The sequence below is a fragment of the Microlunatus flavus genome, assembly GCF_900110855.1.
GTDB classification, from domain to species: domain Bacteria; phylum Actinomycetota; class Actinomycetes; order Propionibacteriales; family Propionibacteriaceae; genus Microlunatus; species Microlunatus flavus.
Genome location: NZ_FOFA01000003.1, coordinates 408,061 through 428,901 on the forward strand (window position 1 = coordinate 408,061; position 20,841 = coordinate 428,901).

Annotated in this window: 21 protein-coding genes; 5 read left to right on the plus strand and 16 right to left on the minus strand. The window is 71.7% G+C overall.

Annotation, left to right across the window (positions count from 1 at the left end):
* Nucleotides 1-28 precede the first annotated feature (28 nt).
* The 7 genes from BMY04_RS09615 to BMY04_RS09645 all read right to left on the minus strand — a co-directional run bounded on the left by BMY04_RS09615 (nt 29) and on the right by BMY04_RS09645 (nt 8,539).
* Nucleotides 29-829, minus strand: a complete 801-nt coding sequence (locus tag BMY04_RS09615; protein ID WP_091179212.1) for an LLM class F420-dependent oxidoreductase — start codon at nt 827-829, stop codon at nt 29-31.
* Between the two features lie 94 nt (nt 830-923).
* A complete protein-coding gene (locus BMY04_RS09620; RefSeq protein ID WP_091179214.1) occupies nt 924-1,592 on the minus strand; it encodes a VOC family protein in 669 nt (222 codons plus the stop codon).
* 185 nt (nt 1,593-1,777) lie between these two features.
* Nucleotides 1,778-2,527: an alpha/beta fold hydrolase gene (locus BMY04_RS09625; protein ID WP_091179215.1), complete on the minus strand. Its 750-nt coding sequence runs from the start codon at nt 2,525-2,527 to the stop codon at nt 1,778-1,780.
* A 135-nt stretch (nt 2,528-2,662) separates the two neighbouring features.
* Nucleotides 2,663-5,356, minus strand: a complete 2,694-nt coding sequence (locus BMY04_RS09630; RefSeq protein ID WP_091179218.1) for an ATP-binding protein — start codon at nt 5,354-5,356, stop codon at nt 2,663-2,665.
* A 135-nt stretch (nt 5,357-5,491) separates the two neighbouring features.
* The gene (locus tag BMY04_RS09635) at nt 5,492-6,304 is read right to left on the minus strand and encodes an alpha/beta fold hydrolase (protein ID WP_091179220.1); all 813 of its coding nucleotides are present in this window, start codon (nt 6,302-6,304) and stop codon (nt 5,492-5,494) included.
* Complete coding sequence (locus BMY04_RS09640) at nt 6,301-7,875, minus strand: GMC family oxidoreductase (RefSeq protein ID WP_091179222.1); 1,575 nt, start codon at nt 7,873-7,875, stop codon at nt 6,301-6,303. The genes BMY04_RS09635 and BMY04_RS09640 overlap by 4 nt, the downstream gene beginning before the upstream one ends.
* Before the next feature lie 298 nt (nt 7,876-8,173).
* Nucleotides 8,174-8,539 carry a winged helix-turn-helix transcriptional regulator gene (locus BMY04_RS09645; protein ID WP_091179225.1) on the minus strand — a complete coding sequence of 122 codons (366 nt, stop codon included), beginning with the start codon at nt 8,537-8,539 and terminating at the stop codon, nt 8,174-8,176.
* Between the two features lie 63 nt (nt 8,540-8,602).
* On the opposite strand from BMY04_RS09645, the gene BMY04_RS09650 reads away from it, so the two are divergent.
* Nucleotides 8,603-9,502 (plus strand): LLM class flavin-dependent oxidoreductase, encoded by a 900-nt coding sequence (locus BMY04_RS09650; protein WP_091179227.1) that lies wholly within the window; start codon nt 8,603-8,605, stop codon nt 9,500-9,502.
* Nucleotides 9,495-10,796 (plus strand): FAD-binding oxidoreductase, encoded by a 1,302-nt coding sequence (locus BMY04_RS09655; protein ID WP_091179229.1) that lies wholly within the window; start codon nt 9,495-9,497, stop codon nt 10,794-10,796. The genes BMY04_RS09650 and BMY04_RS09655 overlap by 8 nt, the downstream gene beginning before the upstream one ends.
* A 176-nt stretch (nt 10,797-10,972) precedes the next feature.
* On the opposite strand, the gene BMY04_RS09660 is transcribed toward BMY04_RS09655, so the two are convergent.
* Complete coding sequence (locus BMY04_RS09660) at nt 10,973-11,557, minus strand: DUF72 domain-containing protein (protein WP_198410037.1); 585 nt, start codon at nt 11,555-11,557, stop codon at nt 10,973-10,975.
* Nucleotides 11,558-11,935: 378 nt separating this feature from the next.
* On the opposite strand from BMY04_RS09660, the gene BMY04_RS09665 reads away from it, so the two are divergent.
* Entirely contained in the window at nt 11,936-13,561 is a 1,626-nt protein-coding gene (locus BMY04_RS09665; protein WP_091179231.1) for a carboxylesterase/lipase family protein, read from the plus strand.
* Nucleotides 13,562-13,654: 93 nt separating this feature from the next.
* On the opposite strand, the gene BMY04_RS09670 is transcribed toward BMY04_RS09665, so the two are convergent.
* Complete coding sequence (locus tag BMY04_RS09670) at nt 13,655-14,548, minus strand: glucose 1-dehydrogenase (protein WP_091179233.1); 894 nt, start codon at nt 14,546-14,548, stop codon at nt 13,655-13,657.
* 727 nt (nt 14,549-15,275) lie between these two features.
* Here BMY04_RS09670 and BMY04_RS09675 point away from each other — a divergent pair.
* Entirely contained in the window at nt 15,276-15,551 is a 276-nt protein-coding gene (locus BMY04_RS09675) for a type II toxin-antitoxin system Phd/YefM family antitoxin (RefSeq protein WP_091179234.1), read from the plus strand.
* On the plus strand, nt 15,552-15,818 hold the full coding sequence (locus tag BMY04_RS09680) for a type II toxin-antitoxin system RelE family toxin (protein ID WP_091179237.1): 267 nt from the start codon (nt 15,552-15,554) through the stop codon (nt 15,816-15,818).
* A gap of 287 nt (nt 15,819-16,105) precedes the next feature.
* On the opposite strand, the gene BMY04_RS09685 is transcribed toward BMY04_RS09680, so the two are convergent.
* From BMY04_RS09685 to BMY04_RS09720, 7 genes are all read right to left on the minus strand, one after another.
* The gene (locus BMY04_RS09685; protein ID WP_091179241.1) at nt 16,106-16,531 is read right to left on the minus strand and encodes a hypothetical protein; all 426 of its coding nucleotides are present in this window, start codon (nt 16,529-16,531) and stop codon (nt 16,106-16,108) included.
* Between the two features lie 79 nt (nt 16,532-16,610).
* On the minus strand, nt 16,611-16,994 hold the full coding sequence (locus BMY04_RS09690; RefSeq protein ID WP_139209814.1) for a hypothetical protein: 384 nt from the start codon (nt 16,992-16,994) through the stop codon (nt 16,611-16,613).
* Nucleotides 16,995-17,391: 397 nt separating this feature from the next.
* Entirely contained in the window at nt 17,392-17,805 is a 414-nt protein-coding gene (locus BMY04_RS09695) for a hypothetical protein (protein ID WP_091179247.1), read from the minus strand.
* 396 nt (nt 17,806-18,201) lie between these two features.
* The gene (locus BMY04_RS09705) at nt 18,202-18,465 is read right to left on the minus strand and encodes a ribbon-helix-helix protein, CopG family (RefSeq protein ID WP_091179252.1); all 264 of its coding nucleotides are present in this window, start codon (nt 18,463-18,465) and stop codon (nt 18,202-18,204) included.
* Nucleotides 18,466-18,661: 196 nt separating this feature from the next.
* On the minus strand, nt 18,662-19,264 hold the full coding sequence (locus BMY04_RS09710; protein WP_091179254.1) for a hypothetical protein: 603 nt from the start codon (nt 19,262-19,264) through the stop codon (nt 18,662-18,664).
* 1,004 nt (nt 19,265-20,268) lie between these two features.
* Nucleotides 20,269-20,679: a type II toxin-antitoxin system PemK/MazF family toxin gene (locus BMY04_RS09715; RefSeq protein WP_332452319.1), complete on the minus strand. Its 411-nt coding sequence runs from the start codon at nt 20,677-20,679 to the stop codon at nt 20,269-20,271.
* Entirely contained in the window at nt 20,604-20,804 is a 201-nt protein-coding gene (locus tag BMY04_RS09720; RefSeq protein WP_091179683.1) for a hypothetical protein, read from the minus strand. The genes BMY04_RS09715 and BMY04_RS09720 overlap by 76 nt, the downstream gene beginning before the upstream one ends.
* Nucleotides 20,805-20,841 lie beyond the last annotated feature (37 nt).

Below are 20,841 nucleotides of genomic sequence, written 5' to 3' on the forward strand. Positions count from 1 at the left end.
GCGTGCGGAGCGAGCGGCCGCGGTCGTCTCACCCGGCGTTGATCTCGTCCCGGTAGGCGACCCACTCCCGGGTCAGACCGAGGTCGTAGCCGCTGCGCCCGTCGCAGTCGGTGGTGACCAGGGTGTAGCCGAGCCCGGTCAAGCTCTCGCCGAGCTCGTCCGGAGACTTCTGCACCGCGGTCGACAGCTCGATCTCCCCGGGATCGCGCCCGTGCTCGGCGCAGTAGCCGTGCAGGATGTCGATCTTGCGGGCCAGCTCGTCCGGTTCGCCGAAGCCGTGCCAGATGTCGGCGTACCTCGCCACCAGCGGCAGGGTCTTCTTCTCCCCGCCGCCGCCGATCATGATCGGGATCTTCCGGGTCGGCGCCGGCACCAGCTGCTCCCAGCGGGACACGATGCGGGGGAGGGCCTCGCCGAGGGCGTCGATCCGGCGGCCCGCGGTGCCGAACGGGTAGCCGTACTCGTCGTAGTCCTTCTCGAACCAGCCGGCCCCGATCGCGAGGATGAGGCGGCCGTCGCTGATGTGGTCGACCGTGCGGGCCATGTCGGCGAGGAGGTCGGGGTTGCGGTAGCTGTTGCAGGTGACCAGGGCGCTGATCTCGACCCGGTTCGTCTGCTCGGCCCAGGCCGCCAGCATCGACCAGCACTCGAAGTTCGGTCCGTCCGCCGGGCCGGAGAGCGGGTAGAAGTGGTCCCAGTTGAAGACGATGTCGACCCCGGCGTCCTCGGCGGCCTCGACCGCGCGACGGATCTCGGCGTACGTCGCGTGCTGCGGCTGCAGCTGGACGCCGACTCGGAAGGGACGCGTCGGACGGCTCGGTGCACTCATGCCGTCATCCTGCTCCAGCGCACGGGACCCGCAGCGACCGGCCAGGCGTCGACGGGGCGCTCAGACTGCGTGAGCAGGGCCCGGTAAGGCCTGGTCAGTGCCGCGGCTGCACCCGACTGCCCTGGTCGAACGCGATCGGCGAGGCTGACGCTGCGACGTCCGACACGACGACCTCGAGGGGCTCGGTGGTCGGATACCGGTCGAGCGTCGGCACCCAGGCTCGTCCCGGGTCGACGAGGATCAGCAGACCGCGATGGTCGCCGACGGCGGCGAAGTCCTCGCCCTCGAGCAGGGGCGTCACCCCGAGCCCCTGGCCGAGGCGCTCCACGGCGTCGGGGACGGAGTCGACCGCCACGGCGACCTCGCTGATCCGCAGGACCTCGGCCATGGAGAAGGGAGCGTCCGGGTCGTCGCCGGGTGGGTCGGCGCGACGGGCGATGAGCTCGAGGACGGTGCCGTCGGGGTCGAGGAAGTAGACCGAGTCGGCGTCGAAGGGAGGGTCGAAGTGGACTTCGTCATCGCCGCCCGGGGTGCGCAGCAGGTCGGTCCGCGCGGCCAGCCAGCGTTTGGCGGCCGGAAGCCGGTCGCTGGGCAGGCTCAACGCCAGGTGGTGCGACCCGGCGAACGGCCTCGTCGGCCGCAGCTCCAGCACGGTGGTGCCCAGCCGGAGCCCGCCGTCCGTCGGGACGGTGAGGACGTTGCGGTAGAAGGCTTCCACCGTGTCCGGCCGAGGTGTCGGCAGCACCACCCGTTCGATGAGCACCGTCGCAGCGTGACACCCGAACGCGATCGCGCACCAGGACGGTGCTGCACGGGCCTCGCCGTCGCGAGCTCGCGGCACGCCGATCGTCTCGGACGACCTTGGCGGCCGATCGGGAGCGGTCCACCGACAGCCCCGGGCCCGCTCCGTCCGCCGGACGGAGCGGGCCGGAAAGGACGAGCCGCAGGTCAGCCGGCCGTCGCGCGCGCGGCCTCGACGATCAGGTCGGCGACCACGCCGGGTCGCGACACGGCGACCGCGTGCGAGGCGTCGACCTCGACGACCGCCGACCCTGCGCGCCGGGCCATGAAGACCTGCGCCTCGGCAGGGACCGCGAGGTCCTGCCGGGTGACCAGCGTCCAGGACGGGATCGTCCGCCAGGCCGCTGCGGTCGCCTTCTCCTCGAGCGCGTCGCTCGTGATCGGCCGCTGGGTCGCGACCATCAGCTCGGCGACGTCGGGGGCGACGTCCGCGGCGAACACGGCTCGGAACTTGTCGCGCTGGATGTACAGGTCGGTCACGGTGCCGCCACGCCCGTCGGGGAGGGTCACCGGTTCCAGTGCGGCGCCCAGCTCGTTGCCGGGGAACCTTCCCGCCAGCTCACCCGTGCTCTCGCCCTCCTCCAGCAGGAAGCTGCCGACGTAGACGAGCGCCCGCACGCCCGGGTGCCCGTCGGCCGCCACGCTCGCGACCGAACCCCCGTACGAGTGGCCGACCACGACCGTAGGACCGTCGACGTGGTCCAGCACGCTGCGCAGCTGGAGGGCGTCGTCGCTCAGGCCCCGGAGCGGGTTGGCCGTGGCGATCACCGGGTACCCCTCGTCCCTGAGCCGCTCGATCACCCCGTTCCAGCTCGCGGACTCGGCGAAGGCGCCGTGCACGAGCACCACGGTCGGCTTCTCCTGGGGCGTCGCCGACGTGGGGTTGTCGATGGTCATGGTCGTTCCTCTCGACCCGCAGCGACCGCGACGACCGGGTCCGACCGTGCTCCGCGCTGATGGATCGAACCTAGGAACAGGGGCTCCCTGCTCGCGTACGTCAGATGACGGTCACGTCGACGGTCGGCCGGACGTTCACGCGCCGATCGCGGCCCGCAGGGCGACGCGGGACGTGATCCCCAGCTTGGGGAAGATCCGGTGCAGGTGCGTGCCGACCGTCCGGTGCGAGAGGTAGAGCCGCGCCCCGATCTCGCGGTTGGTCAGGCCCTCGGCGGCCAGCTGAGCGATGAGCAGCTCCTGCGGGCTCAGCTGCTCCCGCGCCTCGGGCGTACGCGGTCTGCTCTGCTCCCCGGACGCGCGCAGCTCCTGCCGCGCGCGGTCGCCCCAGCCCACGGCTCCGAGGGCGTCGAACGTGTCGCGCGCGGACCGCAGCGGCGCGCGGGACTCCGCTGCCCGGCGCTGACGGCGAAGCCAGGCTCCGTGGGCGAGCTGCAGCCGGGCACGGGCGAAGGGCCAGGGGCCCAGGTCGGCCGCCAGGGCAGCCGCGAACAGCTCCTCGGCCTCGTCCTCGGGCGCCAGCAGGGCCCGGGCGTGTCGCAGCCCGACGTGCAGCGCCGGTGACGGGGTCCGCAGGGCGATCGCCTCGAGGCCGGCCACGAGGGGCTCGACCTCCGCCCCGTGCCCGCTGCGGGTGGCGGCCTCGGCGAGATCGCCGATGCTGAAGCTGCGCACGACAGGATGGTGCGCGGGGTCGGTGGGGTCGAAGAGCCGGACCAGCTCGTCCCAGGCCTCCTCGTGCCGGCCCTGGTCGAGCGCGACGATGCCCCGCGCGAGCTGCACCACCGCCAGGACGCCGTTCGACCCGACCTGCAGCCCGAGCGAGGCCGCTTCGGCGAGGCCCTCCTCGACGCCCTCCCCGCCGCGGAGCGCCGCCACCGCTGACTGGACCCCCAGGGCGACGGCCCGCACCAACGGCTGCGCGGAGTCGGCGGCGAGCCGGGCGGCCTCGTCGGCAGCCGAGACGGCCAGGTCGAACCGCCCGACGTTGAGGGCGTTCCACGCCTGCACCGTCAGGACACGGCCCAGCAGCCCGAGCCGACCGTCGGCGCGCAGCCTCGGGACCAGCGGTGCCAACAGCTCCACGGACAGCGGCAGGTCGCCCACGTTGCTCGTCGCGAAGCCGGCGGCGCGCGCCTGCGACGGGTCGAGCGGACTGGAGGAGAGAGCGCGCAGCCGCTCCAGCAGCTCCGCGCCGCGGTCGAGGGGCGCCACGTTGCTCATCACCTCGAGCGCGAGCACGTCGTGCGGGTCGAGGGCCTGCTCGACGACCTCGAGGACGCGAGCGCGCGTCGCCGCACTGGCGTCGGCCCACATGCACCGCAGCGACGCAGCATGGAGGAAGAGCAGCGCCTGGTCGGTCCGGCCGTCGGCGGCCGCCGCGGCGGCGACCTCCGTGAGCCGCCGGGTGCCCGCCCCCTGGATGCCCTCCTCGGACCTCTCCCGGATCACCGTCAGGCGGATCCGGTCCCGAGCAGGGACGTCGAGGGCGGCGGTCTCCTGCAGGAGGCGGTCGACGACGTCGGGTCGCCCCCACTCGAAGGCGAGCTCGGCTGCCCGGAGGTAGCGCCGGATCCGCTGCGCCGGGTCCCCGCTCAGCCGGGCGGCCCGCTCGAACGCCCCCTGGGCCGCGGCCACGCCTCCGCGACGCCGTGCCCGTGTCCCGGCCTCCTCCAGCTCCGCGGCCAGCGCCTCGTCCGGCGCATCGGCAGCGGAGGCCCGGTGCCAGACCTGCCGGTCGAGCTCGGGCAACGTCCGCGCGAGCGCGAGGTGGGCGCGCCGCCGTTCAGGCAGGGTGGACCGCTGGGTGACGGCGTGGCGGACGAGCGGGTGGCGGAAGTCCAGCCGTTCACCGTCGGTGGCGACCAGCCCGACCTCGACGGCCGGGACCAGGGCCTCCGCCGTGACGGGATCGCCGCCGAGGGCGCTGACGGCGGCCAGGGACTCACCCAGAGCGCCCTCGTCCTCCAGCGCGGCGACGAGCAGCAGGTCGCGGGTCACGGCGGGGAGCCCGGGGAGCCGTGCTGCGAAGGCGTCCTCCAGGCGCGCGGTCAGTGTCGAGGGTGCGTCGTCGTCCCGCACGCACCGCAGGGGCAGCTCGGTCAGCGCGAGGGGGTTGCCCGCAGCCAGCTCCAGCAGGCGTCCCCGGGCGCCCGGGTCGAGCTGCGGCGCCCGCCGCTCGAGCAGCTCCTCCGCCGACCCGTCGTCCAGGCGTTCCAGGTGCAGCTCCTCCAGCTCCGGACCGGCCAGGACGGGCGGGAAGCCGTCGCGCTGGGCCGCCAGCAGGACCACCGGCTCCGACTCCAGCCGCCGGGCCACGAAGCCGAGGACGTCGGCGCTGGGCCGGTCGAGCCAGTGCGCGTCGTCGACCACCAGCACGAGTGGTTGGTCGGCGGCGCTGTCGCTGAGGAGGTTCAGCGCCGCGAGGCCGATGAGGAAGAGCTCCGGGGCGGCGTCGTCACTCATGCCGAACGCGGCGGCGAGTGCGCGCCGCTGCGGGGACGGCAGGGCCGGGAGGCGGCCCAGCAGAGGCCGGAGCAGCTGGTGGAGGCCGGCGAACGGGAGCGTCGTCTCGGACTCGACGCCGGTCGCGCCCAGCACCCGCAGCCCGCGCTCGGCCGCGGCCTCGCGGGCGAGGCGCAGGAGGGCGGACTTGCCGATCCCGGGTTCGCCCCGGACGAGGACGGCGGCCCCACGGTCTCGGACGTCGCCGACCAGCCGGTCGAGCACGGCGAGCTCGGCGTCGCGGCCCACCACGCCGGCTGTCGTCATCCGCGCGCCTCTCCACGGGCCACCGTCCGGCCGCCGCGCGGATCGCGATCGCCCTCGATGCCGGTAAGACTAGAGGGGCGTCCGTGGGTCGGTCGAGGCGCGAGCGCGCGACCGCGACGAGGCCGACGGGAAGGATCACCCCCAGCCGGTGAGGACGTCCACCAGCGTCGCCGGTCGTCCCAGGTGCGGGAAGTGCCCGCTCCCCGGCAGGACCGACGTGGTGGCCGACGGCAGCGCCGTCCGGAACCACTCGAGGTAGGGCGGTGGCAAGGGCGCGCGGCTGACGTGGTGGTAGCCGGTCCCGTGCTCCCGCAGCACGCCGAGCTCGTCCGTGCGCCGTCGGCGGAGCTCCTCCGGCGACGTCTCCAGGACCTCACGCCAGTACCCGAGCAGCAGGTCCTGCCGAGGCGTCGAGCGCAGCAGCTCCCGCAGCGGCGGGTCGAGCTCCTCGATCCCCATCCCGTCGCGGAGCTGCGTCCAGACGCCCAGGTAGCCCGGACCGCGCAGCTGGGGTTCCACCGAGCGCAGCAGGTCGGCGAAGGGACCGGCGAGCAGCGGCTGGTCGATGTTCAGCACCGCCCGCGCGGGGTGGCGCGCGGCGTACGCGGTGGCCAGGACGGCGCCGATCGAGTGACCCACCAGCACCGGCGCCTCCAGCCCGGCCGCCGCGACCGCGTCGTGCAGGACGTCGGCGACGCCGGCCGGGTCGTACGCGTCGCGCGGGGGCGAGTCGCCGTGCCCCGGCAGGTCGAACGCCACCGCCCGACGGCCCGCCAGCGCGTCGACCATCGGGGCCCACATGCCGCGGTCGAAGGTCAGCCCGTGCAGGAGGACGACCGGGGACCTGCCGTCGTCGCTCCCCGTGAGATCCGCGGCCAGCTCCCCGAGCCGCACGCCCGTCGCCTCCGCGACGTCCGGCGCGGCGGCCCCCGCTGTCTTCGTCGTCATCCCGCCACCCGCCCGCGGATCAGGTCGGCGGCCTTCTCGCCGATCATGATCGTCGCGGCGTTCGTGTTGACGGGCACGAGCCGCGGCATGATCGACGCGTCGGCCACGCGCAGACCGGCCAGCCCGTGCACCCGCAGGTCCGGGTCGACGACCGCGTCCGGGCCGACGCCCATCGCGCAGGTGCCCACCGGGTGGTAGTACGTGCCGGTGCCGCGGGCGACGAACGCGCGGAGACCCGCCTCGTCGGTCACGTCGGGTCCGGGCAGCACCTCGCGGGCGCGCCAGGGCGCGAACGGTGCGGTGGCCGCGATCTCGCGGCCCACGTGCACCCCGTGCACGAGCCGGCGCACGTCCGACTCCGCGCCGAGGTAGTTCGGGTCGATCAGCGGCGGGGTCGCGGGGTCCGGCCCCGCGAGGCGGATGGAGCCGCGCGCGTCGGGCACCGTCGCGACCGCCAGGGTGAAGCTGTTCGCCGGCGCGGCCAGGTGCGGCGGGTGGAACGGCACGTGGATGAACATCAGCTGCATGTCCGGGCCGGGGAGCGACTCCTCGCTGCGCCACACCATCGACGTCTCGGCGTGGTTGGTGCGCCCCGGCGGGATCGGCTGGGACGCCTCGTAGACGACCCCGCACAGCGGGTGGTCGTGCAGGTTGCGACCCACCCCGGGCAGGTCGTGCACGACCTCGACGCCGACCGCCTCGAGCTCGGCGGCCGGGCCGATGCCGGACAGGAGCAGCAGCCGCGGTGAGTCCACCGCGCCCGCGCTGACCACCACCTCGGCGTCCGCGTACGCGGCGGTCAGCCCGCTGGCGCTCTGGAGCTCGACGCCGATGCAGCGGTTCCCCTCCAGGAGGAGCCGGCGGACCCGCGCGCCGGTGGCGACGGTCAGGTTGGGCCGGGAGCCGAGCACCGGGTGGAGGTAGGCGGCCGCCGTGCTCTGGCGTGCCCCACCCGTGATCGACAGGTCGTGCCAGCCGGCCCCCTCGGCCTGCGCCCCGTTGAAGTCGTCGGTGGCCGGGAAGCCGGCTGCCGCCGCGCCGTCGAGGAAGACCTGGGAGAGCGGGTTGGGGTCCGTCGACGGTGCGGGCAGCATCGGCCCGTCCGTGCCGCGGTAGTGCGGGTCGCGCCCCGCGACCGTCTCCATGCGCCGGAAGTAGGGCAGCACCGACTCGTGGTCCCAGCCCACGCACCCGGCCTTGGCCCAGCCGTCGAAGTCGTTGCGGTGCCCGCGCAGGTACACCATCGCGTTGATGCTGCTGCTCCCACCGAGGGTGCGACCCCGGGGCCAGCGGTGGGAGAGGCCGCCGGTGCCGGCCTGGGGGACCGTGGCGTAGTCGTAGTCGACCTCCGTGCCCCACAGCGCCGGCCAGGCGGGCGGCACGGCGATCTCGGGCTTGGTGTCGGCCGGGCCCGACTCGAGCAGCAGCACCCGGACCGACGGGTCCTCGGACAGGCGGGCGGCGACCACGCAACCGGCCGATCCCGCACCGACGACGACGTAGTCGTAGCGGCCGCCTCCCGGCGGGCCCGAGCTCGCGTGGGTCTTCGTTCCCGACGTGTCGATGGTCATCGTGGTTCCTCCCGATCCGCGGCGACCAGGACGACCGGTAGGCCGCCCGCTGCGCCGATGGAGCGAACCTAGGAAGCGGAGGCGCCTGCCCGCGTACGTCAGATGACGGTCCTGCCGACGGTGGGCCGGGTGGCCTCCCACCGGTCACCGCCCCGAGGGTCACGAGACGTCCTCCCACCCGGAGCGGGTGCGCAGGCAGGGGCAGGTCGCCCGCTCGGAGCGGGACGTAGCGCGCGCGAGCACCCGGACCACCGACGTGTCGTGGGTCAGCACCCCGCGCCGATCAGCGCGGAGCGGGTCAGCCCCTCGTGGCGGCTCGCTCGGTGACCCCGTAACGGACCAGCGGTTGGAGCGCGGTGATGAGCCGGAGCCCACGGTCGGTCAGCTCGTACAGGACCTGCACCGGCGTCGTCGGGACCACCGTCCGTCGGACGAGCCCGGCGTCGTCGAGCTGCTTCAGCCGTTGCGACAGCAACCTGTCCGACAGGCCGTCGACCTGAGCCCTGATGTCGCCGAAGCGGGAGTGCCCTCGAGCGAGCGCGAGCAGGATCGCGCCGTTCCACCGGCGACCGATCAGCTCGACGACGTCCTGGAACGCCCGGCAGGCCTCGTCGTCGATCGGGGTCGGCGGAGTGGTGCTTGGAGCATCGGCTCGAACGGTCACTTACAAATAATAAGCGGCTAACGTCCGTTTAGCCAGGCCGGCCGTCGTCCGGACGATGGACGTATGGACTACCGCCATCCGTTGAGCTTCGGCGTCAGCGTGGAGCCGAGCGCCGACGCGCTCGAGACGGCCTTTCAGCTCGCCGACCTCGCCGACACCGCAGGCCTGGACCTCGTCGCCGTCCAGGACCACCCCTACCAGTCGACGCACCTCGACCTGTGGACGTTGATGACGCTCCTCGCCGCCCGGACGCGGCGCGTCTCGGTCATGTCCGACGTGGCCGACCTCCAGCTGCGGCCTCCGACGATGCTGGCGAAGGCCGCCGCTTCGCTCGCCGTCGCCACCGGCGGCCGGGTCCGGCTCGGCGTCGGCGGCGGCGCGTTCCCCGACGCGATCGCCCACATGGGCGGCACGCCGCGGCGTGGCCGGCAGATGGTCGGGTACGCCGACGAGAGCGTCCAGATCCTCCGGGCGGCCCTGCGTGGAGGACGCGTACGGGTGGAGTCCGAGCACCACCACGTCGACGGCTACCAGGCGGGACCGGCGACGCCGACCCCGGTCCCGGTGCTGCTCGGCAGCCAGCAGCCGAAGATGCTCGCGGTCACCGGTCGCTCCGCCGACGGCTGGGTCTCGCCGCTCAACGTCTACGTGCCTCCCCTTGAGGTGGCGTGGCGCCAGGAGGCCATCGACGAGGCGGCGCGCACGGAGGGTCGCGAGCCCGCCGAGATCAGTCGGACCTACAACGTGATCGGTGCCCTCGGCGCGGTCCCGGGTGCGCCCGGGGTCGTCGGAGGAACCGACAGGTGGATCGACACGCTCACCTCCTGGGCGCTCGAGCTCGGGTTCGACACCTTCGTCTTCTGGCCGGTGCTCGACCACGCCCGCCAGGTCGCGCAGTTCGCCGCCGAGGTGGTGCCCGCCGTCAAGCAGGCCGTCGCGCGGGAACGGGGCCTCCATGACTGACCTCGTCCTTCCGGACCTGGCTCGGGACCGGCTGGTCCTGCCCGGCGACCCGCGGTACGCCGCCCTGCGGTCGACCTACACCACCCGCCACTCACCGGCCCTGGTCCTGCTTCCGCACGACGCGCGTGAGGTGGCGACGGCGCTGGAGCACGCGCGGTCGACGGGTCTGGCGATCTCCGTGCGCAGCGGAGGTCACGGGCTCTCGGGCCGGTCGTCGAACGACGGCGGGGTGGTCATCGACCTCTCCCGGCTGAACGAGGTGACGGTCCTCGACCGGGCCTCCCGCCTGGTCCGGGTGGGCGCTGGAGCCCGCTGGGCCGAGGTCGCCGGCGCACTGGCACCCGTCGGACTGGCGATCAGCGCGGGCGACCACGGGAACGTGGGCGTCGGCGGGTTGGCCACCGGCGGCGGGGTCGGGTGGCTGGTCCGCAGCTACGGCCTCACCGTCGACCACGTGCGCGCGGTCGACGTCGTCCTCGCCGACGGCTCGCTCGTCCGCGCGGACGCCGATCACGAGCCGGACCTCTACTGGGCGATGCGCGGGGGCGGCCAGGGCATGGCCGTCGCGCTGGCGTTCGAGATCGAGGCGGTGGAGCTGGGGCACGTGGGCGTCGCCCAGGTCGTCGTCGAGGCGGACCGGGGCGGCGCGATGCTGAGCCGCTGGTCCGAGGTCATGGCTGCAGCGCCGAGGTCGTGGTCGACCGCGATGTTCCTGGCGCCGCACGGCCGGTCCTTCGCGGCGCAGGTGACGGCCGTGGTGGCCGACGCGGACGAGGCGGAGCTGCTGGGGCTCGGCCAGGCGTTCCAGGACGTGGGGCAAGTCCTCGCGCAGCAGCTGTCGATGGTGCCCTACCCGGCGCTCGTGCCCGCCGCGCACCTCCACGTGAACCTCGGGCAGCAGCCGTCGCACACCACCAACGGGCTGTTCGGTCGGCTGGACGCGCGGGCGAGCCGGTCGCTGATGGACGTGGTCGCGCACCCCGCCCAGCCGCTGCTGCAGCTGCGGTCGCTCGGAGGCGCCGTGAACGACGTCGCCCCCGACGCGACGGCCTACGCCCACCGTCACCAGGAGGTCCTGGCGACCGTGACCACGTTCCCGCCGTCGGGACGCCGGCACCTCGACGCAGCGTGGTCAGAGGCGGCCGACCTCGCCGACGGCGCCTACACGAACTTCGAGAGCGAGCCCGGCCCACGGGCGCACGACCGCGCGTTCCCGGGTGGCACGGGCCGCCGGCTCCGCGACCTCCGGGCACGCTTCGACCCGGAGTGTGTGCTCGGCGGCGACCCGGTCTGACGGGAGAAGACGTGGCGGAGCGGTGGAACCAGTCACGCGCTGCGGGCAGCAGAGCTCTTCGCAACGTGCCCGACCACCGCGGCGAGGGGGTGGCCCCCGACCTGATCCGGGTCAGCGGGATCGATCGGGACCGCGTACCCGTCGAAGACGATCGTCATGACCACGCAGAAGATGCCTCAGGCCCTGCCGCGCACCAGCTCCAGGAACCGCTCGGCGTCGCGGGCCCGGAGCAGGTTGTTGAACATCACGTACGGGTCGGGCCTGCCGCGTACCTGGTCGCGCAGCCGTTCGAGCTCGGCGTCGGTGTGGACGTGGCGCATCCCGCTCGTGCCGTGCAGCCGGTAGTACGTCTGCTCGGGCGTGACCGTCTCGGTCTGCATCGGGTCGACGACGTGGACGAGGTCGAGGTCGCGGCACAGCTCCACGAGCAGCGAGACCGGCCGTGAGCCGCGGGGCTCCCACAGCACGCGCAGCCCCTGTCGTGGGGCGGCGGACAGGAACGCGGTCATCCGCTCGACGTTCTCGCCGGTCGGCCGGAAGCTCGCCGGGCACTGCAGCAGCACGGCGGTCGCCCGCAGGACCTGCGCGCACTCCAGCGTGCGTGTCCAGCCGCGCAGCACCGGCGGCGTGGACCGGAAGGCGCCGACCTCGCCGCGGTCCTCCTGCGCGAGCGGCACCGTCATCCGGCGGTAGGTCGGACTCGAGGAGCTGTGCGTCACGACCTGCCAGGCCTTGAGCGTGAACTCGAACCCGGCCGGCACCCTGTCGCCGCCAGCGGGCCAGCAGCGCGTCGGGGGGCAGCTCGTCGAAGGTCTGCTGCACCTCCACGACCCGGTAGCGCTGCACGTACGCCGTCTGGGAGACGGTCCAGCCGCACAGGCCGACACGCATCCCGTCGGAAGCCTCGTCACCCACCCCGCGCACGCTAGGCCGCGCCCCCGCTCGGCATGCGGCAGGTCGAGGCAGGTGCCGGCCACGCTGCAGCGCCGGCGTCGGGTGCGGGGGTAGCAACGAGTCGTTCGCCTCGGAGCTTGCTCCGCAGCAGCCCTTGTCCTGGCGGCACGATCCGTCTTACGTTCCTCTTGGGCTTCACGCGAACAGCGCGCGACGTCGTCGTACCTCACCGTGGAGGACTGACCATGACTCGCCGACCCCCGAACCCACGAACGTGGCTCGCCGCGGCAGCGCTCCCGCTGGTGCTGGCGGCGACGGCCCTGCCGACCGCGCCGGCCGCCGCGAGCACCGCCCCGATCGTCACCACCGACCACGGCGCGGTCCGGGGCGCTGCGACGGACGGCGTCGAGCGCTTCCTCGGGATCCCGTACGCCGCCGCTCCCACCGGTGCTCGTCGCTGGAAGGCGCCCGAGGCCCCGGCCTCCTGGGACGGGGTGCGCGAGGCCAGCACCTTCGGCAACGCCTGCCCGGTGCTGCCGAGCACGAACGGCCCGCGCAGCGAGACCGAGGACTGCCTGGTCGTCAACGTCTGGCGCCCGGTCGGCACCACGTCGAAGGACCGGCTCCCGGTGCACGTGTTCATCCACGGCGGCGGCCTGGTCAACGGCAGCGGCGCCCAGAACGACGAGTCCCCGCTGGTCGGTCGGACCGGCGTCATCGGCGTCAGCCTCAACTACCGCCTCGGGGTGTTCGGGTTCCTGCGCACCCCCGGTCTGGCCGCGGAGGACGCGAACGCCGGCAACTACGGCTTCCTCGACCAGGAAGCCGCCCTGCGTTGGGTGCAGCGCAACATCGCGGCCTTCGGCGGCCGCGCGTCCGAGGTGACCATCGACGGCGAGTCCGCGGGCGGCTGGTCGGTCTGCGGCCACCTGGTCTCGCGGGGGTCGAAGGGGCTGTTCCGGCGCGCGATGATCCAGAGCGGATCCTGCCCGAGCCAGACTCCGGCTCGCGCGGGGGAGCGCGGCGCCGCGTACGTCACCACGGCCGGCTGCGCGAAGCCCGACCCGGCCGCGGCGGTCGCGTGCCTGCGCTCGGCGTCGGTCGCGACGGTCCTGGACGCCAGCACCGACTTCTCCCCGCGCTTCGTGTCGGGGACGCCGGCGTTCCCGGTGGCTCCCGCCAAGGCCGTCGCCAAGGGCGACTTCCGGCACGTGCCGATCCTCGTCGGGGCCAACCGGGACGAGGGTCGCACCTTCGCCCAGGACTTCATCGGCGCGAGCCGCTCGGACTACGAGGACTTCGTCCGCTCGACGTTCGGCAGCCGGGCCGACGACGTCCTGCGCCACTACCGGTGGCCGTCCACCTCCAACACGTTCACGGCCGCGTACCTGGTCGGCGGCATCGAGACCGACTCCGGGCTCATCGCGGGCATCGGCGGCTGCACCAACCGGACGCTGACCCGCACCTTCGCCAAGTACACGAAGACGTACGCGTACGAGTTCGACCACCAGCGGGGCCCGGGCCTGACCCCCGTCCCCGGCTACGTATGGGGTGCCGGTCACGCGGCCGAGCTCGCCTACATCTGGCCGAGCTTCAACAACGGCACGCCGATCGCGCCGCTGTTCGACGCCTCCGAGCAGCGTCTCTCGCGCGAGATGACGCTCTCCTGGGGCTCGTTCACCCGGGACGGCAAGCCGAGCGTTCCCGACCAGCCGACCTGGGTCCGCTACCGCGCCAAGGGCCACCACCACGGCAGGGTCATGTCGCTGCGGGCCGGCGGCCAGAGCACCCTGATCAGCGACGCCACCTACGTGGCCGAGCACAAGTGCGCGTTCTGGGCCACGATGCCCACGCTCGACGTGACCGCGTGAGCTGCGGCGGAGAGGGCTGACCCGTGCACGACGGGCGGCGGGCGCACGACGCCCGCCGCACGCGTGTCCGCAGAACTCCGGGAGCCGGTGGGGTCAGGGGGTCGGCATCCCGCCGTTGACGTGCAGGGTGGAGCCGCTCACATAGCTCGACTCCGAGGACGCCAGAAACACGTAGGCCGGGGCGAGCTCGGCGGGCTGACCGGGACGGCCGAGCGGGGTGCTCTGGCCGAACTCGGGCAGGTCCTCCGTGGGCTGCCCGCCGGCGGTCTGCAGCGGGGTCCAGATCGGGCCCGGCGCGACGACGTTCACGCGGATCCCCTTGGGGGCGAGCTGTTGGGCCAGCCCCTTGGAGAAGTTGTTGATGGCGGCCTTGGTCGAGGCGTAGTCGACGAGGTTCTCGGAGGGCTGGTAGGCCTGGATCGAGGACGTGTTGATGATCGAGGACCCGGGCGCGAGGTGCGGCAGGGCGGCCTTCGTGACGTGGAACATCGCGTAGACGTTGGTCCGGTAGGTCTCGTCGAACTGCTCGTCGGAGATGTCGGTCAGCGAGTCCTGGTTCTGCTGCTTGCCGGCGTTGTTCACCAGGATGTCGAGCCCGCCGAGCTGCTCCACCGCCTGCGCCACCAGGTCTCTGCAGTAGGCCGGGTCGGTGAGGTCGCCGGGCAGGGCGACCGCCTTCCGCCCGGCCCCGGTGATGAGGTCGACGATGCGCCGTGCGTCCTCCTCTTCTTCCGGCAGGTAGGACAGGGCGACGTCGGCGCCCTCGCGGGCGAAGGCGATCGCCGTGGCCGCGCCGATGCCGGAGTCGCCGCCGGTCACCAGAGCCTTGCGCCCCTCGAGCCGCCCGGTGCCGCGATAGGTCTTCTCGCCGAGGTCCGCGCGGTTCTCGAGCTCGGCGTCGAGCCCCGAGCCCTCCTGGTACTCCTCCTTGGTCTCGATCCCGCTGTAGAGCTTCGTCGGGTCGGCGAAGGTGTACTGGTCGCTCATCTGGTTCTCCTCATGGGTGGGTTCGACGGGGTGAGGGGTGTCGAACAGCCGGTGCCGCAGATGGCGCTGCCCCCTCACGGAGTCGGAGCTCAAGTCTCGCGGGCCTGGCCGCTGCTGCCGCAGCCACTGCTACCCGGTGCCCGTGACCCGTAACCGGCCAGTGTGTACGCAGGCCCCGGGTCGCGCGTCGCTCCGCTCTTGCCACCAACGGCCTGAGGGCGGGGTGCAGCGCCCACCCCGGCCGTGACGGCCGGCTGTCAGACCGGCTGTCGAAGCGGCCGTGCGGCGGGTCCGGAACCTTCTCCGAACCCGCCGAACCCGCTCTGACCAGGCGATCTGTCGGTCGGGCTGACAGGATGTGAACCTGCGACCCCTTGACCCCCAGACCGCCTGGGCGGTGTTCCCGGGTGTCGACGTCTGCCGCTCCAGATTAGCGTTTGGCCTGGTCAGACGCCAGTTCAGAGACATCCGGCAACGACGGGCAACGGGTGGCTCCGAGCGTTTTCGCTGACCGCACGCGGTCAGACGGGCGGTCAGAACCAGACCCTCAAATCGAACGCGCCGGCCGCGAGGGCTGCTGCGACCGCGGCGCCAGCTGCATTCGCTCGACCCCGTCGAGGCGGGTGGGGGAGCGGCGAGGGTGACGCGCTCCCTGCGTGCGCGGGCCCGGGCTTTCAACCGAGGCGGAGTTCCGCCTAGGGCTACGAGCGGACTAGAATCCTGGTCTATGAGTACGTTGCCGCTGTCCGAGGTGAAGGCACGGTTGTCGGAGATCGCCGAGGAGGTCGCGACCACGCACGAGCGGGTGCAGGTCACCCGCAACGGCCGCGACTACGTGGTGCTGCTGGCGGCTGAGGACCTCGAGGCGATGGAGGCGACCCTGGAGCTGCTGAGCGATCCCGAGGCCATGCGTCGTGTCCGGCGCTCGGAGGCGGAGATCGAGGCGGGCGACGTGCTCGACGAAGCGGCGGTGCGTGCGCTGCTACGCCGTGACGGTCGCTGAGTGTCGCATCGCGTCCTCGTCACGCGCACCGCAGCACGGCAACTCGCAGAGACGCTTCCCGAGGCGGTGGCGGCGGCGTGCGTCGAGTTCCTGTTCGGTCCGCTGGCCAGCAATCCTCGACGAGTCGGCGCGCCTTTACGGCCGCCGATCGCCGGGCAGTGGCGGGCCCGGCGGGGGGAGTACCGCGTCCGCTACCGGATCGACGACGACGAGCAGGTCGTGCACGTCCTTGACGTCGACCATCGGCGCGACGCCTACCGGCGCTGAGGCGGGTTTCCCGAGCTCTTTCTCAAAGAGGGCGTCACTCGCTCGCCTCGGGACGGGTGGTTGCCGACCCACAAGACCTCGGTCGACCAGAGGGTGGCCGAAGATACGTCGCAGGGAGCCCGTACGCCGACCGTCCTACGGAGATCGTTTACCAAGGCGTTGTGAGCGGACACCCAGCTGCTGGTGGTTCGCGGGCGCAGGGTCTCTCGAGCCGGGCCTCACCGCGGTCTACGCCGCACGGCGAAGACTCCGACCTCGAACTCATTGCCGAGGCCGCCTTGGATTAACTAGATGGCGCTGCTCGGCTGCCGGCACCTTCGGATGAAGGTCTCGACCGCCCAAACCTGCATCAGGGCCGCGCTCTGCAGGGCACTGCCGAAGCTGCTGTCATCGATAGTGAGCTGTGCTTGTGCACCCCCAGGGATGTCCGCCTGGGCCGTCTTCATTGAACCGCCGATGATCGCTGAGATGTGACCGTGCTGGTAGCCGGAGAGCTGACGCCAGGACAGCACCATGAGTGGTCCGAGCACCTTGTCACAGTCGACGCGGACGAAGGTCAGCTTCAGGATTTCGTCTGCGGTGACGAGCTTGGTCTTGACCTCCGACCAGCCGACGCCGAGTGCTGCAGCGTCCCTCTGGTAGGCCAGTTGGGCCTTCCCGAACTTCCGCTTGAGTTCGGCCCTCATCTCCGAAGTAAGGAAGGGCAGAGCCATGGCCGTTCTGGTCCAGGCGTCGCGCTGTCTGCTGTCCTCGTAGGCGATCCTGAGGGCGCGAAGACGGCGCTCGCGAGGGTCATGCGCGTCGAGTATCCAGAGAGCCTGAAACGCGCACTCGAAGGCCGGCCTGACGAGATTGAGGGGTGCGTCCGGCGTGACCCCCCCCGGCGCCTTCGATCAAGGAGAAGACGGCGTTGTAGTTCTCGACTGCGGTGCCGATGAGCTGGTGGGCGAGGATGTACGAGCGCGTGCCACTCGGCTTCTGCTCGTCCATCCTCCGCTCGGTGAAGTCGAGCTGCCCGCCGCGGTGATGCTGGTCTGTCTGCTCCAGCACCTCGAGCCTGCGGGCGAGGTGCGCGCGCATGCGGTCGACGTCGCGAAGGTCGAGCCTGCTTGCGGGCGACGCGGTTGGGGAGGTCACACCTGGCTCCGCTGCGTTCGCGGCGTCGAAACTACGCATCCTCCCACTCCGTCACCTCGACTGTTGACCGAAGGAAATACCTGGCCTCGCCCTCCGGAAAGAGCAGCACAGCCCACATCACACCCGATTTGGCGGTGACGCCCGGCAGGGTCGAGGTGATCGGCAGCACGGTCGCCTCCCCGTCGTGCCCTCCAGCTGTGGCCTTGCTAGAACTTGCATCGCGCCATCATGCCCCTGAGTCGGACGAGGTTCGCGGCGCGGTGGCTGCCCTTGGGCTCGCGTCCGGAACAGGAGCCTGCCTCCAGGCTGGTTCGGCTTCCGAGAGCCGAGCCGACCCCCATGCGGAGCTCGCAAGCATCGACCGGCTAACGGGCAGCCGTGCGAGCGCGTAAGGCGTTTCACACCTCGCGTTCAACCGCCCTCTTGCGAGGCACGCTTAGCGCTTCATAAGACCGTGCTCCGGGGTGTCCACCGGCGGAGTGACGACTACGGAGTCTGCCTCGATGAGGATGCTGACCTTGCTCTCCACCTCGTAGAGAAGACGACCATGGTCTGCCATGCCACTTGAGGTGCTCAGGTAGAAGATTCCGGCCTCCCAGTCGCTACCGCTAAGTGAGCTCCTCCTCGCGTGGGGGCTTGGATCGGGCCACCGCGAGACGGACAAGCCGGCCTGTCCGAAGTGGAACGTCCACGTCTGCTGCTCGACGTCGAGTAGCTCAACCGTCACTTGGCTCTCGGCGTCGACGAGGACTCGGGCTACCGAGCATCGATCGAGGTAGTTCGAGACCTCTGTCTCGCTGGCTCCGTCAGGAAGAGGGGGGAAGGCGCCCCAGGCCGACACGGTCTCCACGGGCGCCTGCCGTGTCGAGCGTCGCCAGCCGAAGCGCATCGCAGCAGTCTGCGACAAGTCAGGCGGTTGTGCCTGTTCTTTCACCGGTACCCGACCGTCGAGCGGCGTTCGCAAAAGCCGACCGTTGAGCGGAGCGAGCGTGATGGTCAGACGGACGCTGCTACGGCAATAGGTCGTACATCTGCGGGCGAGCCTTCATGGCGTGGATGACGAGTTCGTTCCCGCTGTCGAAGACGAGGACAACCGTCTCCAGGAGACGGCCGACGGTGTCGAACCCGAGCCGAAGTTGTCGAGAAGGGCTGTCGTCGTCAAGGTCCTCGACCCAGAGGGACCAGGTCGCAGCCTGGATGGCGTCGTGCTCTCGCACTCCGTGCTTGAGCGCGGCTTTGTGAACTCTCACGCAGCCGAGGCAGCCAAGGCTTCGCGGATGACCTCGGATCGAGACTTGCCTTCGCGTGCCGCTCGGGCGTCGAGCTCTGCGAGCTCTGCAGCCGTGAGCCGCAGAGCTACGACCTGCGACGGTTCGGCTCCTCGTCCTGGTCTGCCGCGGCCGCGCCTCTTCAGCTCCTGGACGTCGTAGCCGGCGTCGGCCTCTGCAGCCCAGGCGTCGATCTGTTCCTCGGTGACGGGGACTCCGTTGATCGTCTCGCGCGTGCTCACCGCCATATCGTATGACGAAAACCGAGGTGGTTGCCGCCGTCTGAGGTTGCGGACTCATCACAGTGGCGGAGCGTAGGAGTAGGAACTCGGCTGCGGTTGGACAACAGTCGCCGATAAGCCGCCGTAAGCCGTCCCTCTGCTGAGACATCGACGCGGCACGGCTGCCCCTGGGGTCTGCAACTCAGGGTGCTGCGACCTAGACGGGGAGTGGTCTGCCCAGGTGGGCGGCCGTCTGCCTGAGCACCGCGTCGATCGTCTGCTCGGCGGCGGCGCGGACAGCAGCGCGAGCTGGCCGTTCCTCGTCGAGGATCGCTAGCTCAGCGACCGCGGCAAGCGTGAACAGGATCTGACCCGGTTCGCGCGAGAACGGCCAGGGACGCTTCGGCTGCTCGAGGGGTCGTAGCTGGAACCACAGGCCCTTGTAGCCCGATTCGCTCCACCAGTCGCGGAGCTGGGGGTCGCTGCAGGCAGCTTTCGCGCGTCGGTGCACGGCTCGGAGGTAGGAGTGGTCGCTGGGTATCAATGCGCGTAGCCATGGGCTGTCAGGGGCCTCCGCGACGGTGACCTCACCAGAGCCTGTGGCCGTCACCGTCCGTGGCTTCTTGCGGCGCGTCAGGACGTCAAGGACCAAGCGTTGGACCACGCCCACCTCGGCGGCGTTGTCGCCGTCGAAGAAGTCGTGCACCTCGAAATCGTCTTCTTCCTCACCCCCGTCGTAGCCGAGGCCCGCTGCGTGCGCTGCCCTCGAGAACTGGCTCTCCAGCCACGGCTCCCACTCGACGGCGTCGACGATCGGCACCCGTACACGTACCACGATCCTTCGCCCCTCACGTCGACGACAGCGTCAGACCATTCTCGGCCTCTCCCTGACGTCGAAGGCGCTGGCGGCCGCCGTCCGTCTCACCCCACAACAGCTCGCCCTGTCGCGAGCCGTCCTTCTCTTGGAGAGACGGCTCTCATCCGCAGCGGCTCTCGCACTCTTTGCGCGTGGATTCTCGTAAGACCCGTCCGCAAGAAGGCCCGGTGAAGGGGGGCTAAGCGACGACACCCAGCAGCGCGGTCGCTGGCCTGGAGGAACGTTCCCCTCCACTCGGCGAGCCAGTCGCTGACGTACAGGTGGCGTCCCGGATCGGTGCGCCCTGCTCGAGCCTTTCGCGAGCGGCATCGGCCCTGCGCTTGGCCTCGGCCTGCGTGCGTAGATGAACACCCGTCGTGCAAGGGCCGTCTGAGCCCTCGACGGTCAGGGTGACCGCATAGCGGCCGTCGGCGCGCATGGTGCGACGTGCGGACGGTCCTCCGGTTCCCACCACCGAAGGTCTGCAGGTCTTGGTCGGCGCTCGCTCGCTGGCGCTGTCGCGTAGTCAGCTGCGTTGTCGCACGCCCTGCCGAGCTGTCGACCGGGCCTGGTCAGAGCAGTGGAACCTGCTCTGACCAGGCGACATACCGGTCGGGCTGACAGGATTTGAACCTGCGACCCCTTGACCCCCAGACCGCCTGGGCGGTGTTTCCAGGTGTTAGCGTCTATTGCTCTAGAGTACCGTCGTCCCTTGTCAGAGACCACTTCGGCGACGTCGGGCAACGACCGGCAACAGGCGGCTTCGAGCGTTTTCGCTGACGACATGTTGTCAGACGCGTTGTCAAAATCCGTCGACCAGCGTTACGGGTCCGGCTCTGGCATACGCAAGGCGGGGAGGGGTGCGTGGGGGAGTGCGGTGCCCCAGCGCCAGGGCGCTTCATCCGAGTCAGGGTGACGTCACCGTCTGTCTGACCGCAGCCCGAAACCCGCCTCGGCGTCTTGTGGCCTCAGGGGCGCGTGGGGCTGGCGTCCTGGACTCCGAGGTAGTGCGCGAGGGCGAGCTCGACCTCGGCGAGCTCGGCACGGTTCAGGTAGTCGACGGGATCCCCGACGACGTAGTCGGTGTCGATGGAACGGATCTGGTCGACGAGGAGCCGCGTCGGCCGGCCCTCGATCTCCAACTCGGGACGATGAATCGAGGGGCCTGCCGAGGTCGAGGTCGGGATGACCGTGACAACGGAGAGCGGTGAGTCCGACGGCGAGACGACGAGCCCGAGGCGCCGGCCGGCTTGCTCGTGACCTCGAGGTCGGCCTAGGTCGATCCGGTAGACCGCGCCGCGGATCACCAGGCGTCGGGCTCTGCGTTGAGGTCCTCGCCCCTCAGTGCTTCGGCATCGGCGCGGAACTGGTGCAGCCACCGGTCGTGGTCGAGGAGTCTCAGTGCACGACGGAGCGTCTCCGTCGTGGTCTCGCCAGGAAGCGCAGACTCCTTGAGGATCCGCTCGTCGTCGGGCGTGAGACGAAGGCCGATGCTCGTTGGCATGTCCCCACTGTAGTGCGCGTATGACAAATGTTGAACG

Excerpts from the sequence above, each read along its gene's own strand:
- BMY04_RS09630 (WP_091179218.1), bottom strand. The coding sequence starts at position 5,356 with ATGACGACAGCCGGCGTGGTGGGCCGCGACGCCGAGCTCGCCGTGCTC.
- BMY04_RS09685 (WP_091179241.1), bottom strand. The coding sequence starts at position 16,531 with ATGGCTCTGCCCTTCCTTACTTCGGAGATGAGGGCCGAACTCAAGCGG.
- BMY04_RS09625 (WP_091179215.1), bottom strand. The coding sequence starts at position 2,527 with ATGACCATCGACAACCCCACGTCGGCGACGCCCCAGGAGAAGCCGACC.
- BMY04_RS09690 (WP_139209814.1), bottom strand. The coding sequence starts at position 16,994 with ATGCGTAGTTTCGACGCCGCGAACGCAGCGGAGCCAGGTGTGACCTCC.
- BMY04_RS09635 (WP_091179220.1), bottom strand. The coding sequence starts at position 6,304 with ATGACGACGAAGACAGCGGGGGCCGCCGCGCCGGACGTCGCGGAGGCG.
- BMY04_RS09665 (WP_091179231.1), top strand. The coding sequence starts at position 11,936 with ATGACTCGCCGACCCCCGAACCCACGAACGTGGCTCGCCGCGGCAGCG.
- BMY04_RS09670 (WP_091179233.1), bottom strand. The coding sequence starts at position 14,548 with ATGAGCGACCAGTACACCTTCGCCGACCCGACGAAGCTCTACAGCGGG.
- BMY04_RS09650 (WP_091179227.1), top strand. The coding sequence starts at position 8,603 with ATGGACTACCGCCATCCGTTGAGCTTCGGCGTCAGCGTGGAGCCGAGC.
- BMY04_RS09615 (WP_091179212.1), bottom strand. The coding sequence starts at position 829 with ATGAGTGCACCGAGCCGTCCGACGCGTCCCTTCCGAGTCGGCGTCCAG.
- BMY04_RS09655 (WP_091179229.1), top strand. The coding sequence starts at position 9,495 with ATGACTGACCTCGTCCTTCCGGACCTGGCTCGGGACCGGCTGGTCCTG.
- BMY04_RS09720 (WP_091179683.1), bottom strand. The coding sequence starts at position 20,804 with ATGCCAACGAGCATCGGCCTTCGTCTCACGCCCGACGACGAGCGGATC.
- BMY04_RS09640 (WP_091179222.1), bottom strand. The coding sequence starts at position 7,875 with ATGACCATCGACACGTCGGGAACGAAGACCCACGCGAGCTCGGGCCCG.
- BMY04_RS09675 (WP_091179234.1), top strand. The coding sequence starts at position 15,276 with ATGAGTACGTTGCCGCTGTCCGAGGTGAAGGCACGGTTGTCGGAGATC.